The following is a 17,125-nucleotide window of genomic DNA, read 5'->3' as shown; positions in this document are numbered from 1 at the left end:
CTAACCCTTTAAGCAAAGAAATATCATGAATTCAAGCATGGAAAAACCCTATGTGGTGGGTATTGACATAGGCGGTACAAATACTGTCTTTGGTATTGTAGATGCGCGCGGAACCATCATAACCAGTGGCTCTATCAAGACCGGAGCCTATGAGAAGGCCGAAGATTATGTAGATGAAGTATGCAAGAATCTGCTCCCTCTGATTATTGCCAATGGCGGTGTGGATAAAATAAAGGGAATCGGCATCGGTGCTCCCAACGGTAACTATTATAGCGGCACCATTGAATTTGCCCCGAATCTTCCTTGGAAGGGAGTGATTCCTTTGGCTGCCATGTTTGAGGAACGTTTGGGCATCCCTACCGCATTGACCAATGACGCTAATGCCGCCGGTATAGGCGAGATGACCTACGGTGCCGCACGCGGAATGAAAGATTTCATTATGATTACGCTTGGCACAGGTGTGGGTAGCGGTATCGTTATCAACGGCCAGATGGTTTACGGTCACGACGGTTTTGCCGGTGAATTGGGACATACCATTATCCGTCGCGAAAACGGCCGTCTTTGCGGATGCGGACGCCACGGCTGTTTGGAAACCTACTGTTCGGCCACGGGTGTAGCCCGTTCGGCACGCGAGTTTCTTGCCGCGCGTACCGAACCCAGTTTGCTGCGCTCCATTCCCGCCGAGAACATCACCTCCAAAGATGTGTATGATGCGGCCGTCAAGGGCGATAAGCTGGCTCAAGACATTTTCGAGTTTACGGGAACCATTCTGGGCGAGGCTTTGGCCGACTTCATCGCTTTTTCCAGTCCGGAGGCCATCGTTCTCTTCGGCGGTCTGGCAAAGGCGGGCGATTATATCTTCAAACCTATCCAGAAAGCCATTGACGCCAATATCCTGAGCATCTATAAGGGTAAGACCAAGTTGCTGGCCTCCGAGTTGAAAGACTCTGACGCTGCCGTATTAGGTGCCAGTGCGTTGGGTTGGGAGCTGAAAGAAATCAGATAACATTTTTATCCTGCTAAATTTGATAAATGGAACGTGCGCTGAAAGCTGACGAGCTTGAAGCGCACGTTTTTTTTTCGCTGACATCGTTTGTCTTCTCGCATCTTATTTCGGGCTTGCATAGGATTGACTTCCGCTCGTAACCTCACACTTCGTCACCCGTAACTCCGCACTTCGTCGCCCTCAACCCCACACTTCACCGTCTGCAATCCCACACCTTGCACTCGTTGAGCTCTCACGTTATGGTGCATACGGTGTGGCGTTGAACTTGTCAACGTGTGGGAGGAGCTGTTCCGAAAATTGTCTTTCTCCCTCCTCCACCTTGAAGTGCACCCCAAAAGTTTTATGTCCAACTTTTGGGGTGCACTTCAAGGTGGAGGAGGTATTTTCTATTCTTCTCTTCTCTATTCTTTTCTTCTCTCGCGCGCGCGAGGGAAAGTTTGTATGGTAACTCGTTAAGACACTGTCTGTTATTCCTGTTTTCGATGCTTTGCGGACTGCTTGCCGACTCCGAGTCGGCAGGCAGTTGGCTTGAAGCCGGCAAGCAGTTGGATACAGGTTCGTGCGGAGTTGCCGTGCAAACTTCGGACACTTTCAAAACGATGCGTCAGGAGATTTTTTGCCGGCCTCAACCGGCAAAAGCAATTTTAATTATTCTCCGGACGAAGTTTACGTACAGTAACAGCAGTCTGCCACATTTCGCTTTCGCGCAAGGCTTTCAGCTCGGCATTCAGTTTTTCACGGTAGTCGGGCTTGGAGTTGCTATCGATGGAAATCTGAGCTTCGTTTCCGGACTTCACGCTTTCGTACAGCTTCTGCACGACGGGCTTGATGGCATCGTGGAACGGGGTCATCCAGTCGAGCGCACCGCGCTGAGCCGTAGTGGAGCAGTTGGCATACATCCAGTCCATACCGTTCTTGGCAAACAAGGGCATCAAAGATTGGGTCAACTCTTCCACCGTTTCGTTGAAAGCCTCGGAGGGAGTATGCCCGTTTTCACGCAACACCTCGTACTGTGCCAGCAACAATCCCTGAATGGCACCCATCAATGAACCACGCTCACCGGTCAAATCGGAGGTAGCCTCGCGGATGAAAGTCGTCTCGAACAGATAGCCCGAACCAATGCCGATGCCCAATGCGATGGTCTTGTCGAAAGCCCGGCCGGTGGCATCCTGATAGATGGCATAAGACGAGTTCAAACCGCGACCTTCGAGAAACATGGTGCGAAGTGAAGTGCCGGAGCCTTTTGGAGCAACCATAATCACATCAATATCTTTGGGAGGAACCACTCCCGTGCGGTCGTTCCAAGTGATGGCAAAGCCGTGGGAGAAATAAAGTGCCTTGCCGGGAGTGAGACAGGGCTTGATGACGGGCCATACGGACATTACAGCCGCATCGGATAGCAAACACATCACGACAGTACCCCTTTGGCAGGCTTCTTCGATGCTGAACAGCGTTTCGCCCGGCACCCATCCGTCGGCCACGGCTTTTTCGTACGTCTTGCCCGGACGTTGTCCCACAATCACGTTGAAACCGTTATCGCGCAGGTTGCAAGCCTGACCGGGCCCCTGCACGCCGTAACCGATGACTGCAATGGTTTCGTCTTTCAAAATCTCACGCGCTTTTTCCAAAGGAAACTCTTCGCGGGTCATCACATTCTCGATAACACCGCCAAAATTTAATTGTGCCATATCTGTTTAAGTTTTTATTTGCGGCTTACGCCAACGTTTATGATTCTGTTTATTTCTCCGTAAATATCACTTTGGAGCGGCAAACCATCTCTCCACTGTTCTTCTTCACTTCCACAGTGTAAATGCCGCCACCGTCATCGTCCATAAAGAAGGTAAGTTCATCCCCATAATAACTTTCGGCTACATAGGCCATCTCAAAACGACGGATGCGCTTTGCCCGATACATCTCCATAGGAAACAAGTCGAGGATATGCTCTATATAGCGGACGCTGTTGACGTGTCCGTTAATATCAATGTCGCTGTACTTGGCAACCAGTGCGGTCAGCGGCTCCGTGGAAGTTGTTTTGATGCGCGAAGGCTTCTCGATAGGGCAAGGCTCATCGCAAATATAATCCATAATGCCGCCTCCATGAAGAGCATGCAGATCGGCCGGCTTACGCGTATTCATACTGATCATGGCCCATACAGAGCGCGCATAACCTATTTTTCGTCCTACTTTGTCGATAAGGGCAAAGTTACGATCCGTAAAAAGGCGATAGACATTCTCCACCCACGTCTGAATGGAAAACTCCTCATACTGATAGGGCATCTCATCCAACTCGATGGCCAGACGGGACAACACCCAGGTATAATTATCCTCGTTCAAGGCAGCGATGCCGAAGCCTCGATCGGTAGCATGGAAGCCGGCGCAATTCAGCAAATGATTGCCCAATACGCCCAAGGTCAGCCGTCCGGTAAAATCGACATGAAACGGTTCGGCTACAAACTTATACGTTCCTATCTTGTTATTCTCACTCATTGCCGTTTTGTTTACTTTGAAGGTATTTTGTCTCACGCTCAGCCAAGTATTCGTTGACCCGCTCAAAACAACTAGTGGTAATGGCAACACGACCCGAACGAACAAACTGAAGCACACAACCTAACGCACTCAACTCTTCATTAAGACCAGTTATGTCTTCGCTCATGCCATTCTTCTCTACAATAGAAAATACTGCATTGACCTCCACAATACGCGCATTGTATTTTCGGATAACTTTAGAAACTTCCGGTTTCTCTTCCAATATGGAAGTGGTTATCTTATAAAGAGCTATTTCATGTTGGTAGATTTCATCGTCCGTAAAGTAATGGGCCTGCAACACATCTATTTTCTTGGTGATTTGCTTGGCCACCTTTTCAATGGTCTCTTTGTCCGTCCAAGCAGTGATGGTATATTTGTGTACCCCTTTGATGGAGGAGGCCGATACATTCAGGCTTTCGATATTGATTTGCCGGCGGGTAAAAACAGCCGTCACCTGATTGAGCAGACCGGCAAAGTTTTCCGAATGGACGATAATGGTATATAATGTTTTGTCACTCATATTTCTTTCGATTTTAAAAGTCAGCATTCCAGTAGCATCTGGTTCACCGAACCACCCGGTGGGGTCATCGGCATCACATTTCCTTCTTCTTCCACGCAAGCTTCGAGCAGGAACGGGCCATCCGTGGCAATCATCTCATCAATCGCTGCTGCCAACTCTTCGCGCTTCATGACCCGACGGGCAGGAATGGCATAGGCCGACGCTATTTTCATATAGTCAGGGTTCATCATAGGGGTGAACGAATAACGGCGGTTAAAGAACATCGCCTGCCATTGCCGAACGTTGCCGAGGAAGTTATTGTTCAGCAGAATTATTTTCACCGGTGCCTTTTGCTCCATAACAGTGCCCAGCTCCTGTATGTTCATCTGTAATCCTCCATCGCCCATGAAAACGCATACTGTACGGTCGGGACTGCCAAAAGTGGCGCCTATGGCGGCCGGAAGCCCGAAACCCATAGTGCCCAAACCGCCTGAGGTGACAATGCTACGCTTCTTGCTATATTTGAAATATCGGGCGGCCATCATCTGATTTTGCCCCACGTCGGTGACCAATATAGCCTCATTGCCGGTAGCCTCGCTGACAGCACGCACCACTTCGCCCATGCTCAAAGCTTTGCCTGCCGGATGCAATTCCGGCCGAATGACTTTTTCCTCTTCTACCTTCTCATAAGGCAGAAAAGTTTCGAGCCATTCTTTATGTTCCGCAGGCTTCAGCAATTCGGTCACCGCAGCCAGCGTCTCCTTGCAGTCGCCCAACACGGCAACATCCACTTTAACGTTCTTATCTATCTCGGCCGGGTCTATATCGAAATGAATAATCTTTGCCTGTGTGGCATAAGTGGACAATTTGCCGGTGACACGGTCGTCGAAGCGCATGCCCACGGCAATCAGCACATCGCATTTGCCTGTATTGATATTGGGCCCCAAATTTCCGTGCATCCCCAGCATTCCCTTGTTCAAAGGATGTGCCGTAGGCAAAGCGGAAAGTCCCAGCAGGGTACATCCGGCAGGCATTCCGGCTTTCTCGATAAAAGTACGGAGTTCCTGTTGAGCTTCTCCCAACTCTACCCCTTGTCCCACCAATACCAAAGGACGCACCGCTCCGTTTATCAGCTCGGCTGCTTGTCTGATGGCTTCGGAATTCATTTCGGGAACCGGAAGATAACTGCGAATATAGTCCACTTTCGTGGGAACGTATTCGGTTTTATCTACTTGCGCATTCTTGGCAAAATCAAGCACCACCGGGCCGGGACGTCCGCTCTTTGCCACATAAAAAGCACGAGCCACCGCCCACGCCACATCTTCGGCGCGACGGATTTGATAACTCCATTTCGTTATTGGCTGTGTGATACCTACTAAATCGACTTCCTGAAAAGCATCTGTACCCAAAAAGTTTGTTCCTACCTGACCGGCTATGACAACAATCGGCGTGCTGTCTATCATGGCATCGGCAATGCCCGTAATAGTATTGGTGGCGCCCGGGCCGCTGGTGACTAAACATACGCCGACTTCGCCAGAAACACGCGCAAAGCCTTGTGCGGCATGAGCCGCCCCCTGCTCATGCCGAACCAGAATATGGTTCAAAGTCTTACGATGGTCGTATAAGGCGTCAAACACCGGCATGATACTTCCTCCCGGATAACCGAAGATGGTTTTTACTCCCTGATATTCCAAAGAGCGCATCAATGCTTCGGCACCTGTTATCTGAACTTCACTGCAATCTGTTCCCGAAAAGGAAGAGGAGGCATTGTTTTTTGTATCACTATTTATCATATTCAATAAATCTTCTGATTTCTTTCCGTTAAAATGTTTTCTTAATTCTCCATGTTTCGCGAAGTCTATATCAACCTCACAGCTCCTTTATCCGCCGAACTTACCATGCCGGCATATGCTTTCAGTGCTTTGGATATTTCGCGAGTACGTGTGACCGGTGTCATGGGGCGGGCGTCCAATTCTTCATCCGTCAACCTCACGTTGATGCTACGTTCCGGAATATTGATTTCAATGATATCTCCATCTTGAATCTTGCCGATGTTTCCACCGGCTGCAGCTTCGGGAGAGATATGCCCTATGCTGAGTCCGGAGGTGCCTCCACTGAAACGTCCGTCGGTAATCAGTGCACACTCCTTACCCAAATGGCGTGACTTGATATAAGAGGTGGGATAAAGCATCTCCTGCATGCCCGGCCCTCCTTTAGGACCTTCGTGGGTGATGACAACGACGTCGCCACTGACCACCTTTCCTCCCAATATACCGTTGCAGGCAGCTTCCTGCGAATCGAAAACCTTGGCCGGACCGGTAAACTTCCAGATACTTTCATCCACTCCGGCCGTTTTTACGACACAGCCATCTTGGGCTATATTTCCTTTCAGAACAGCCAAGCCGCCATCCTTGCTGTAGGCATGCTCCAATCCGCGGATACACCCGGCAACGCGGTCTGCATCCAGTTCTTTGTAAAATACCGCTTGCGAACCAAGCACGAGATTGAACTTTCCGGCAGCGGCGCTGGAGAATTTCTCAATGGCTTCCTCGCATACATTAGGAGAAGTGATGCTATAGCGGTCTATTGCTTCCGCCAACGTCATTCCGTCCACACGAAGAACACCGGTGTCTACCAGTCCGCCTTTCGCCAGTTCGTCCATTATGGCAATGATGCCACCGGCACGATTCACATCTTGGATATGATATTTTTGAGTATTAGGAGCCACTTTGCACAAACAAGGGGTTTGACGGGAGAGCATATCGATGTCGTCCATCGTAAAGCGGGTTTCGGCTTCATGGGCTATTGCCAACAAATGAAGCACCGTATTGGTAGAGCCTCCCATTGCAATATCCAGTGTCATGGCGTTCAGAAAAGCTTCGCGGGTGGCAATGCTGCGCGGGAGTACGCTGTCATCTCCTTCTTCATAGTACCTGAAAGCATTCTTTACGATTAATTTTGCGGCATCTTCAAACAGCTTCCTGCGGTTGGTATGAGTGGCCACAATCGTCCCGTTGCCGGGCAAGGCCAACCCCAGTGCCTCATTCAGACAGTTCATCGAATTGGCCGTAAACATGCCCGAACAACATCCGCATGTGGGACAGGCCCGTTGTTCTATTTGGGCAACTTCATTGTCGCCTACACTTTCATCGGCCGATTGTATCATGGCATCGATCAAGTCCAGATGTCTGCCATTCCATTCACCGGCTTCCATCGGACCACCCGAAACGAACACGGCAGGAATATTCAGCCGCATTGCCGCCATCAGCATGCCCGGAGTAATTTTGTCGCAATTGCTGATGCAAATCATGGCATCTGCTTTATGGGCATTCACCATATATTCCACGCTATCGGCAATGAGGTCTCGCGAGGGTAAGGAATAAAGCATGCCGTCATGTCCCATAGCGATGCCATCGTCAATGGCAATGGTGTTGAACTCTGCTGCAAAGCATCCCATTTTTTCAATCTCACCCTTTACAAACTGACCGATTTCATGCAGGTGGACGTGTCCGGGTACGAACTGTGTAAACGAATTGACTATAGCGATAATGGGCTTTCCCATTTGTTCTTGCTTCATGCCATTGGCCGTCCACAAAGCCCGGGCGCCTGCCATGCGGCGTCCCTGTGTGCTGAACGAACTACGTAACCGATGCTTCATCTTAATACTCCTTTCAATGAAAAAGCCTTTCTCACCGTTATGAGAAAGGCTTTTTAAAATTATCTTCTATCATACGAATACATACACAAACCTTTCTCACGCTCCCAATGTCACCACCACGACGCGAATAATATGCAGGACTGCCAGGTTAATAGATGTATGCAAGTTCATATCTCTTTTTATCTCTGTTAATTTGGTTGCAAAGGTAAGGGCTTTTTTATAATATCCAAACAAATTGAATAAAAAAAAGAGGATTGGGCAAGAAATCGTAAGAAAACCATCTCCTTAAATACTTATTTTATTACATGAAAGAGGAACAAGTGACTCTTCGGACAAGTTTTAGCAAAGTTCCTAAGACGGATGAAGCTGCTTAATAATCTGAAAATTACTCCATTTGCTCGGTAGCTGAAATAAATTATTCGTATCTTTGCCCGGCGTAAAAGCCGAAGGCTGAAACGGACGATAAAGTTTATTTAATTTTTTACTTAAAGAAAAAAGAATCAATGGAAAAAATAGAAAACAAGTACATTACCGTAGCATACAAGCTGTACTCAATAGAAAACGGAGAAAAGGATTTCACTGAAGAAGCACCTGCTGAACATCCTTTCCAATTCATATCCGGATTGGGAATGACACTGGAATCGTTTGAAGCCCGGCTTAAGGACTTGAATGCCGGCGACAAATTCGATTTCACCATTGCAGCCGCCGATGCTTATGGTGACTATGACGATGATCACGTGATCGAACTTCCCAAAGAAGTATTCTTCATAGAAGGAGAGTTTGATAATGAGCGTGTGGTAGAAGGTGCCGTACTCCCCTTGATGACTTCGGAGGGACAACGCGTCAACGGAAGCGTGGTAGAAGTGAAAAAAGACGTGGTTGTGATGGATATGAATCATCCGCTTGCCGGTTGTGATTTGAATTTTGTGGGCGAAGTTGTGGTAAGCCGTCAGGCTACAAACGACGAGATTGCAGAAGTGGTACGCATGATAAGCGGTGGTTGCGGATGTGGCGGTGATTGTGGAGACGGATGCGGTGATGGTTGTGGTGACGGATGTGGTGGCGGATGCTGTCACTAAGCCACCGGTAGATATATCTTGATTGGGAAAGGCTCTCCCTTAATATTGATAAAGGTTGTGCCACGGGCACCTTTATGATTTTCTTTTAGGCGCGGATTTCGCGAATTTCACGGATTTATCGATAACACCGTGTGTTTCGCGAAATCCGCGCCTGATAAGTATGAGCATAGGCACTTTTCATGCGCTGCATCAATGCTTGTGCGTCATGATTTCCAATACCAGCTTGTCTGTTTCGTTCATGCCTTTTGAACCTATCTCAGTCAAGTTGCGAATACTTTGGTCCACATTTTCATCGATAATACCTTCCACGGAAGTCACACAACGATCTTCCATGGCCATGATGGCAGAAAGTACCGCGGTTGAAACGCCGGTGGTTACCTTCAGTGCACAACTGGGCTTGGCTCCATCGCAAATCATACCGGTGAGATTGGCAATCATATTCTGCACGGCATAAGCCACCCGGTCATAGTCTCCTCCCATCAGCCATGTGATTCCGCAACTGGAGCCGGTGGCTGCCACGACACAACCGCAAAGAGCGGATAACCTTCCTAAACTCTGCTTGATATAAATCACCGTCAGATGGCTCAACATCAAGGCACGGATGATTTCTTCTTCCGATTTTCCGTTTTCCTCGGCATAGACCAGAACCGGTAAAGTGGCCGATATGCCTTGATTTCCGCTGCCTGAATTGCTCATCACCGGAATCATGGCACCTGCCATACGTGCGTCGCATGCTCCGGAGGTATAAGAAAGAATGTGGGAAAATACGCTGTCGCCCATCACTTGGTGTTTATACGTGCCGCGAAGAATCTTACCCAAACCGTGGCCGTAGTTTCCTTCGAAAGAGCGTTCGGCTGCTGCTTTGTTCAGCCGCGCTGTCTCCAGAATGAAGCGGATTTCATCCAACGGGGCCGTCAGCGCAAAGTCATAGACTTTGCGCAAACTCAAGTTCGGCACACTGTTCTCTTTTTCTTCATCGGCAGTGGCTTGCTTGCTCAGTAGCACCTCTTGGTTGCGTGCCACAGATATAAAAGTTGTGTGTCCGCCGGCAATGACGGCGGTAGACTTATCTTCTCCTGCCTCGCAGCGCACTTCTATATACAGTTTTTCTTCAATGTCTTCTTTCAGTGCTATGTGAATGCGCTTCTCGTCGATAAACCGTTTTCCTTGCTCCACCGCATCGGGTGTACAATCTTTCAATACTTCTAACTGATATTCCGACTTGCCGATTAACACGCCCAACGCCACTGCGATAGGCAATCCGATCATACCGGTTCCGGGTATGCCTACCCCCATTGCGTTTTTCAAGATATTAGCACTTAAAAGCACGGTAACCTTTTCCGGACATTTGTCTAATATTTCGGCTGCCTTTGCTGCACACAATGCCACAGCAATAGGTTCCGTACACCCTATAGCCGGTATCACTTCCGATTTGACCAGAGCTATAATCTGTTGCCTTTCTGTTTCTGTCATAATGTTTTATAGTATAGATGCCTCGAAGCACAAATGTACATTATTATTTTCATAAACCAAGCAACATTTACGTAAAGCTGAAGAAGATTTTCTCTGGCATGATGCATCCTGCAAAAAGAGAACTGAAAACAAGCACGAAGCCTCCGGCCGGCCATAAATCAAGTCGGTGGAATCTTACTGAAAAGCTGTAGCGTTATTCTGTGAAAACCGGGGAACTCTTTTTTTTGAAAAATCTCATCAAATTCATCGCTTAAAGAGGAGAAAAAAAGAAGAGATGGAGTCTGTTCCATACTGAGGGTACATCAGTCGTATACTGATGTGGCTTCAGTCGTATACTGATGGTACATCAGTCGTATACTGATCTACCCCCTCGTCAGAATGCATTCTGGCAAGGGTCTGCCGATTTCGGAGCTTTCTTTGAGGTTTAAGTGAATAATGTTTACATAAACGGCGTATTTCCAAACTGTTTGCGCAAATCATCCCTTTATACAGAGGCGTAGCCATCCTAAGCATTAAGACGGAGCATCGGGCTGTTGCCCTCGCAAACTGCTTCCTTGGGATTTATTAAAAGGCAGTGGGGAATCCGACATCAAGGTCGGGCTAAATAAGGAAAAATCAAGCGGAAACTAAACGTTATATCGTTTTTTTTGTTATCTTTATATTCTCAAACTTCGTTGGAGAAAGAAAATGAAAGTACATCTACCTCATACATAAACCTTTAAAGCTATTGATATGTTCAACTCATTTGGAAATATTTTTCGCCTTACCAGCTTCGGAGAATCGCACGGTAAAGGCATCGGGGGCGTAATAGATGGATTTCCGTCGGGAATCGCCATCGACATGGATTTTGTACAATCTGAACTCGACAGCCGTCGCCCCGGACAATCGCGCATAACGACCGCAAGAAAAGAAGGAGATAAAGTGGAATTTCTTTCCGGAATCTTCGAAGGTAAATCAACGGGTTGTCCCATAGGTTTTATTGTATGGAATGAAAATCAGCATTCCGACGATTATAACAACTTAAAGGAAGTATACCGCCCTTCGCATGCCGACTATACTTACAATGTGAAATATGGTATTCGCGACCATCGGGGAGGAGGACGTTCTTCGGCACGCGAGACCATTTCGCGTGTTGTGGCCGGAGCGTTGGCCAAATTGGCACTGAAACAATTGGGTATACAGATCACAGCATATACCTCGCAAGTAGGTCCCATCCGGTTGGAAGAAAATTATACTGCCTATGACCTCGACCTGATAGATACCAATCCGGTGCGCTGCCCCGATCCGGAGAAGGCTAAAGAGATGGAAGAACTCATCTTCAAGATAAAAGGAGAAGGAGATACCATCGGGGGTGTCATCACTTGCGTCATCAAAGGCTGTCCTATCGGACTGGGGCAACCGGTGTACGGCAAACTGCATGCTGCCCTTGGCGGTGCCATGCTTAGCATCAATGCCGCCAAAGCCTTTGAATATGGTGATGGCTTCAAAGGTCTGAAGCAGAAAGGTTCGGAGCAGAACGATGTGTTCTACAACAATAACGGACGTATTGAAACACGCACCAATCATTCAGGAGGCATACAAGGCGGTATCAGCAACGGGCAAGACATTTACTTCCGAGTAGCTTTCAAGCCCGTAGCCACTGTATTGATGGAACAACACACGGTAAATATTGACGGCATAGACACCACGTTGAAAGCCCGAGGCCGTCATGACCCGTGCGTGCTGCCACGTGCCGTGCCCATTGTAGAAGCAATGGCTGCCATCACTCTGCTGGACTTCTACCTGATAGATAGGACGACACAGTTATAGAGTTATTAATGGTGAGCGTTAACCCTTATCCCCTAACTTACGTATGGAAATAAAAAAGTATATTGCAGAAAATGAGCCGCGAATGCTCGAAGAGTTATTCAGCCTTATCCGTATTCCGAGTATAAGTGCCAAACCGGAACATCATGACGACATGTTGGCTTGCGCCGAACGTTGGGCGCAACTGTTGTTACAAGCCGGGGCAGACGAAGCCTTGGTGATGCCCTCGAAAGGCAATCCCATCGTCTTCGGACAAAAAATAGCAGACCCGAATGCCAAAACCGTGTTGGTATACGCCCACTATGACGTAATGCCGGCAGAGCCGTTGGAACTTTGGAAAAGCAACCCCTTCGAGCCGGAAGTGCGTGACGGGCACATCTGGGCACGCGGTGCCGACGATGACAAGGGGCAATCTTTCATTCAAGTGAAGGCTTTTGAATATCTCGTTAAGAACGACTTGTTGCGGACCAATGTAAAATTCATTTTCGAGGGTGAAGAAGAAATCGGTTCGCCAAGTCTGGAAAGTTTCTGTCAGGAACATAAAGAGCTATTGAAAGCAGACGTCATATTAGTGTCGGATACCAGCATGCTCGGTGCCGACCTGCCTTCATTGACCACCGGCCTTCGCGGATTGGCCTATTGGGAGATAGAGGTTACAGGTCCTAACCGCGACCTTCATTCGGGACATTTCGGAGGTGCCGTGGCCAATCCCATCAATGTATTATGCCAAATGATCGGCAAAGTGACGGATGCTGACGGGCGCATTACCGTTCCCGGATTCTATGACGATGTAGAGGAAGTTCCGCAAGCAGAACGCAATATGATAGCTCACATCCCCTTCGATGAAGAAAAGTATAAGAAAGCCATCGGCGTGCGGGCACTCTTCGGCGAGAAAGGCTACAGCACACTGGAGCGTAATAGTTGCCGTCCGTCATTCGATGTGTGCGGCATTTGGGGAGGATATACAGGCGAAGGTTCCAAGACCGTACTTCCGTCCAAGGCTTACGCCAAAGTGTCCTGTCGACTTGTTCCACACCAAGACCACCATAAAATCTCCCAACTGTTTGCCGACTATATTCTGAGCATTGCACCCGACACTGTGCAGGTAAAGGTCACTCCTATGCATGGCGGACAAGGCTATGTATGTCCCATCTCATTACCGGCCTATCAGGCTGCCGAGAAAGGCTTCGAAAAAGCATTCGGCAAGAAGCCCCTGGCCGTACGCCGTGGCGGAAGCATTCCTATCATATCTACATTCGAGCAGGTATTGGGACTGAAAACGGTATTGATGGGTTTCGGACTTGAGTCCAATGCCATCCACTCTCCCAACGAAAATATGTCACTTGACATTTTCCGCAAGGGAATAGAAGCCGTGACGGAATTTTATCAGAACTACAAATAATCATCTCAGGGCCTGTTTTCTTCTGCAAACAGGCTCTTCAATATATCCATCAACATGAAAGATTTTCAAATCAGAGCCATCGGACTTATGTCCGGCACTTCCCTCGATGGACTGGACGTTTGCTGTTGCACCTTCCTGAGACAATCAGGAAAATGGAGTTTCCGAATAGATTGCGCTAAAGGCTACGACTATCCGGAAGAAATGAAACAGATACTCGGCACCGGCGCACAGCAGATGAGTGCTTTGGACTTTATCACCTTTCATAGCGCTTACGGCAAGTTCCTCGGCGAACGGGTAAACGACTTCATACGGGAATTCAACGTGCGTCCGGACATAATAGCCTCTCATGGGCACACCATCTTCCACGAGCCGAAAAAGAAAATCATGTATCAAATAGGAGACGGAGCCGCCATTGCAGCCGAGACCCGGATTCCCACTGTGTCGGATTTTCGCCGGTTGGACATCATGTTGGGCGGTCAAGGCGCTCCGCTTGTACCGATAGGAGACCGCTTGCTTTTCAGCGAATATGATTATTGCCTGAACATAGGCGGCTTCTCCAACATCTCGTTCGAGCAAGAGGGGAAGCGCATCGCTTTCGATATCAGTCCGGTGAATTATGTAATTAACCATTACTGCCGACAAATAGGATTGGAATTTGACCGTGACGGAGACATCGCCCGCCAAGGCACTATCTGCCAAAGTCTATTAGACGAATTGAACGGCATGGATTTCTATCGCCAATCAGGTCCGAAGTCATTGGGGCGCGAGTGGGTAGAAACGCTTGTCTATCCGATGTTGGAACGTTATGAGTTAAGCATGGAGGACAGATTGCGTACGTTTTATGAGCATGCCGCCCATCAAGTGCAACGTGTCATCACGGCGCATCTGCTTTCAGGGGGCAGCGACAAGCTGCTGATTACCGGTGGAGGCGCTTTCAACAAATTCCTGATAGAGCGGATCGGTGCGCTCTGCCCGTGCGAGATTGTTATTCCCGACCGACAGATTATTGAATACAAAGAAGCTTTGATTTTTGCTTTCCTCGGTGCGCTCTACATGGCTGATGAACCCGGCTGCCTTGCTTCCGTAACAGGAGCACCGATAGATAATATAGGAGGGATGTTGTTCAAAATATAAACGAACCGACAAAAACTGGATACAGAACTGGTTATATGATCTATTCGAACGGCTTGCGGAAAGCGCAGCCACTCCTCCACTCGGAACACCCGTAAGCCGTTCTTCCTTTGATAATGGTGCCTTTGCCACAAAGAGGACAAGGAGTGCCGATCAAGAGGTCTGTTGCTTGTTGGGGCGACGTTGTGATGCTTGCCGCATCTTTCTTTTCCCCCCCTCTCTTCTGCGGTGCTCTCTTCTTGGGTTCTTGTTTGGGTCTGTCGCTTTTCCCCGTTTTCTTGGCAGGCGACTGTTCTTTTTTTACCTCCGCAGCCTGTATGGTGATGCGGCGATTGCTATTATCGGAAAGTACATTCATCACCACCTCAGACACCATTTGCTTTAATTCCTCCAGAAATTGCCCGGCATTATAAGTGCGTTTTTCTATCTCACGGAGTTTCTTTTCCCATATGCCGGTCAGCTCTGCCGACTTCAACAACTCTTCATGGATAATCTGTATCAATTCCACACCTGTGGGGGTTGCTATCAGGTTCTTTTTCTCCTTACGGATATAATTTCGTTTGAATAACGTCTCGATGATTGCCGCACGCGTAGATGGTCGGCCGATGCCGTTTTCCTTCAAAGCATCGCGAAGTTCATCGTTGTCCACCAATTTTCCGGCAGTCTCCATGGCACGAAGCAGGGTCGCTTCGGTATAAGGGCGGGGCGGCTGTGTCCATTTCTCCATCAATTCAGGTAAGTGAGGGCCGCTTTCGCCTTTCACAAAGGCAGGCAACAACTTGTCGGCCGAAGATTCTTTTTCCTCTTTTTCCTCTTCAACAGCTTCATTAGGCGATTGTTGCGAAGCGGCAAACACGACTCTCCACCCCGGAACTAGTATCTGCCGGCCGGTGGCTTTGAACAATATCTGCTCCACTTCCCCCAGCACAGTGGTGGTGGCAAACTGGCAATCGGGATAAAACGCGGCAATGAATCGGCGGGCGATAAGGTCGTAGACCTGCTTCTCCATGTTGCTCAATGCTTGCGGATATTGCCCGGTAGGAATAATGGCATGGTGGTCGGTCACTTTGGAGTTGTCGAACACTTTCTTCGACTTGGGCAACGGCTTCTCTTCCAATGGGGCAGTGAGGGAAGCATAATCACGCAGCCCTTTCAAGATGCCGGGGCATTTGGGGTAGATATCATCACTGAGAAAAGTGGTGTCTACACGTGGATAAGTTACCACTTTTTTCTCATACAGAGATTGAATGGTCTTCAACGTATCGTCAGCAGAGAAAGCAAACTTCTTGTTACACTCTACCTGAAGCGATGTAAGATCGAAAAGCCGGGGAGGAGCTTCCTTACCGTTCTTCTTTACTACCGAAGTAATCGTGAATGGAGCATGCTTTATCTGCTCCAGTAGAGCAACGCCACGGTCATAGTCCGTAATGGGGTCTATGCCGGGGTTATCATCGGTTGTCTTGTTCAAGGCCGAAACAGCATTGTCTTTCTTGTCATCGCTCTGCTTCTCGGCTTCCAGAACCAGTTCCTCCTCGCTTTTACGGATAAGAGCTGTGAACGTGGTTTCGCGATAGATGGTGCTCAGTACCCAATATTGCTTGGGCACAAAATTCTGTATCTCCAACTGACGGTTCACGATCAAAGCCAATGTCGGTGTCTGTACACGTCCTATGGAAAGCACCTGCCTGTTTTGCCCATACTTCATCGTATAAAGACGGGTGGCATTCATGCCAAGCAACCAATCACCGATGGCACGAGACAGTCCTGCCTCATACAAAGGCTGGAAGTCTGAAGCGTCACGTAGTTTGGCGAACCCCTCACGAATGGCTTCTTCCGTCAACGAGGAGATCCATAGACGCTTCACCGGACAATGCGCACCGGCTTTTTGCATCACCCAGCGTTGAATCAATTCTCCTTCCTGTCCGGCATCGCCGCAATTTATAATCATGTCGGCATGCTGCATGAGGTTTTCTATGGTATGAAACTGGCGTTCGTAGGTAGGATTGCTGATGAGTTTGATGCCGAAGCGAGGGGGAATCATGGGTAAGCTTCCCAAACTCCATGATTTCCAGTTGGGCGTATATTCGTGCGGTTCCTTCAGTGTACAAAGGTGGCCGAATGTCCAAGTGACCTGATACCCGTTTCCCTCGATGTATCCGTCTTTCTTGTCTTTCGCTCCCAACACATCGGCTATGTCACGTGCCACAGAGGGCTTTTCGGCAATACAAACTATCATTCGTTATTCTTCATTTTTATTCGTGGAGCAAAGGTACAAAAAGAGGAGGAATGAGAAAAATAATCTCCCAATAAGTCAAAAGATACTATTTTGAGAGGAGGCTGAAAAGAATGTTGCGAAATGGGGAAACGTATAGGCATAAAAAAAGGAGTACCGCTGTACTCCAACCTTTGTTAACCTTAAATCTAATACTATGAAAAACACATTGCAAAGATACGGACTTTGAGATAATCTGCAAACTTTCCAAGAAAAAAAAGCATGTTCTATAACACAGATTAAGAAAAAGGAGTGGAAATGCAAAGACTTTCC

General features: G+C 48.3%; 12 protein-coding genes. 5 read left to right on the top strand and 7 right to left on the bottom strand.

Annotation, left to right across the window (positions count from 1 at the left end; genetic code table 11):
* Positions 1-25 precede the first annotated feature (25 nt).
* A complete protein-coding gene (locus tag EV202_RS03120) occupies positions 26-1,006 on the top strand; it encodes an ROK family protein (protein ID WP_106069016.1) in 981 nt (326 codons plus the stop codon).
* A 644-nt stretch (positions 1,007-1,650) separates the two neighbouring features.
* On the opposite strand, the gene ilvC is transcribed toward EV202_RS03120, so the two are convergent.
* From ilvC to ilvD, 5 genes are all read right to left on the bottom strand, one after another.
* Complete coding sequence (ilvC, locus tag EV202_RS03115; RefSeq protein ID WP_131925367.1) at positions 1,651-2,694, bottom strand: ketol-acid reductoisomerase; 1,044 nt, start codon at positions 2,692-2,694, stop codon at positions 1,651-1,653.
* A gap of 49 nt (positions 2,695-2,743) precedes the next feature.
* Positions 2,744-3,493, bottom strand: coding sequence for an acyl-[acyl-carrier-protein] thioesterase (locus EV202_RS03110; protein WP_131925365.1), 750 nt, complete (start codon positions 3,491-3,493; stop codon positions 2,744-2,746).
* Positions 3,486-4,052, bottom strand: coding sequence for an acetolactate synthase small subunit (gene ilvN, locus EV202_RS03105; RefSeq protein ID WP_131925363.1), 567 nt, complete (start codon positions 4,050-4,052; stop codon positions 3,486-3,488). The genes EV202_RS03110 and ilvN overlap by 8 nt, the downstream gene beginning before the upstream one ends.
* A 20-nt stretch (positions 4,053-4,072) precedes the next feature.
* Positions 4,073-5,824, bottom strand: coding sequence for a biosynthetic-type acetolactate synthase large subunit (gene ilvB, locus EV202_RS03100; RefSeq protein ID WP_131925361.1), 1,752 nt, complete (start codon positions 5,822-5,824; stop codon positions 4,073-4,075).
* 65 nt (positions 5,825-5,889) lie between these two features.
* On the bottom strand, positions 5,890-7,689 hold the full coding sequence (gene ilvD / locus EV202_RS03095; RefSeq protein ID WP_131925359.1) for a dihydroxy-acid dehydratase: 1,800 nt from the start codon (positions 7,687-7,689) through the stop codon (positions 5,890-5,892).
* A 503-nt stretch (positions 7,690-8,192) separates the two neighbouring features.
* Between ilvD and EV202_RS03090 the strand changes: the two genes are divergently transcribed.
* A complete protein-coding gene (locus tag EV202_RS03090) occupies positions 8,193-8,768 on the top strand; it encodes an FKBP-type peptidyl-prolyl cis-trans isomerase (protein ID WP_131925357.1) in 576 nt (191 codons plus the stop codon).
* A gap of 189 nt (positions 8,769-8,957) precedes the next feature.
* Here EV202_RS03090 and EV202_RS03085 read toward each other — a convergent pair whose 3' ends face one another.
* Positions 8,958-10,241 carry an L-cysteine desulfidase family protein gene (locus EV202_RS03085; RefSeq protein WP_131925355.1) on the bottom strand — a complete coding sequence of 428 codons (1,284 nt, stop codon included), beginning with the start codon at positions 10,239-10,241 and terminating at the stop codon, positions 8,958-8,960.
* Positions 10,242-10,973: 732 nt separating this feature from the next.
* On the opposite strand from EV202_RS03085, the gene aroC reads away from it, so the two are divergent.
* From aroC to EV202_RS03070, 3 genes are read left to right on the top strand one after another with little or no spacing between them, the layout of a single operon-like run.
* On the top strand, positions 10,974-12,050 hold the full coding sequence (gene aroC / locus EV202_RS03080; protein WP_131925353.1) for a chorismate synthase: 1,077 nt from the start codon (positions 10,974-10,976) through the stop codon (positions 12,048-12,050).
* Positions 12,051-12,093: 43 nt separating this feature from the next.
* Entirely contained in the window at positions 12,094-13,449 is a 1,356-nt protein-coding gene (locus tag EV202_RS03075; RefSeq protein ID WP_125238008.1) for a dipeptidase, read from the top strand.
* Between the two features lie 54 nt (positions 13,450-13,503).
* Positions 13,504-14,583 (top strand): anhydro-N-acetylmuramic acid kinase, encoded by a 1,080-nt coding sequence (locus EV202_RS03070; RefSeq protein WP_131925351.1) that lies wholly within the window; start codon positions 13,504-13,506, stop codon positions 14,581-14,583.
* A gap of 40 nt (positions 14,584-14,623) precedes the next feature.
* Here EV202_RS03070 and EV202_RS03065 read toward each other — a convergent pair whose 3' ends face one another.
* Positions 14,624-16,816, bottom strand: coding sequence for a DNA topoisomerase 3 (locus EV202_RS03065; RefSeq protein ID WP_131925349.1), 2,193 nt, complete (start codon positions 16,814-16,816; stop codon positions 14,624-14,626).
* Positions 16,817-17,125: the final 309 nt, after the last annotated feature.

Source organism: Prevotella heparinolytica, from assembly GCF_004342845.1.
GTDB lineage: Bacteria > Bacteroidota > Bacteroidia > Bacteroidales > Bacteroidaceae > Bacteroides > Bacteroides heparinolyticus.
Note: the sequence above shows the minus strand (reverse complement) of the source record. Positions and strands in the feature narration are given on the sequence as shown.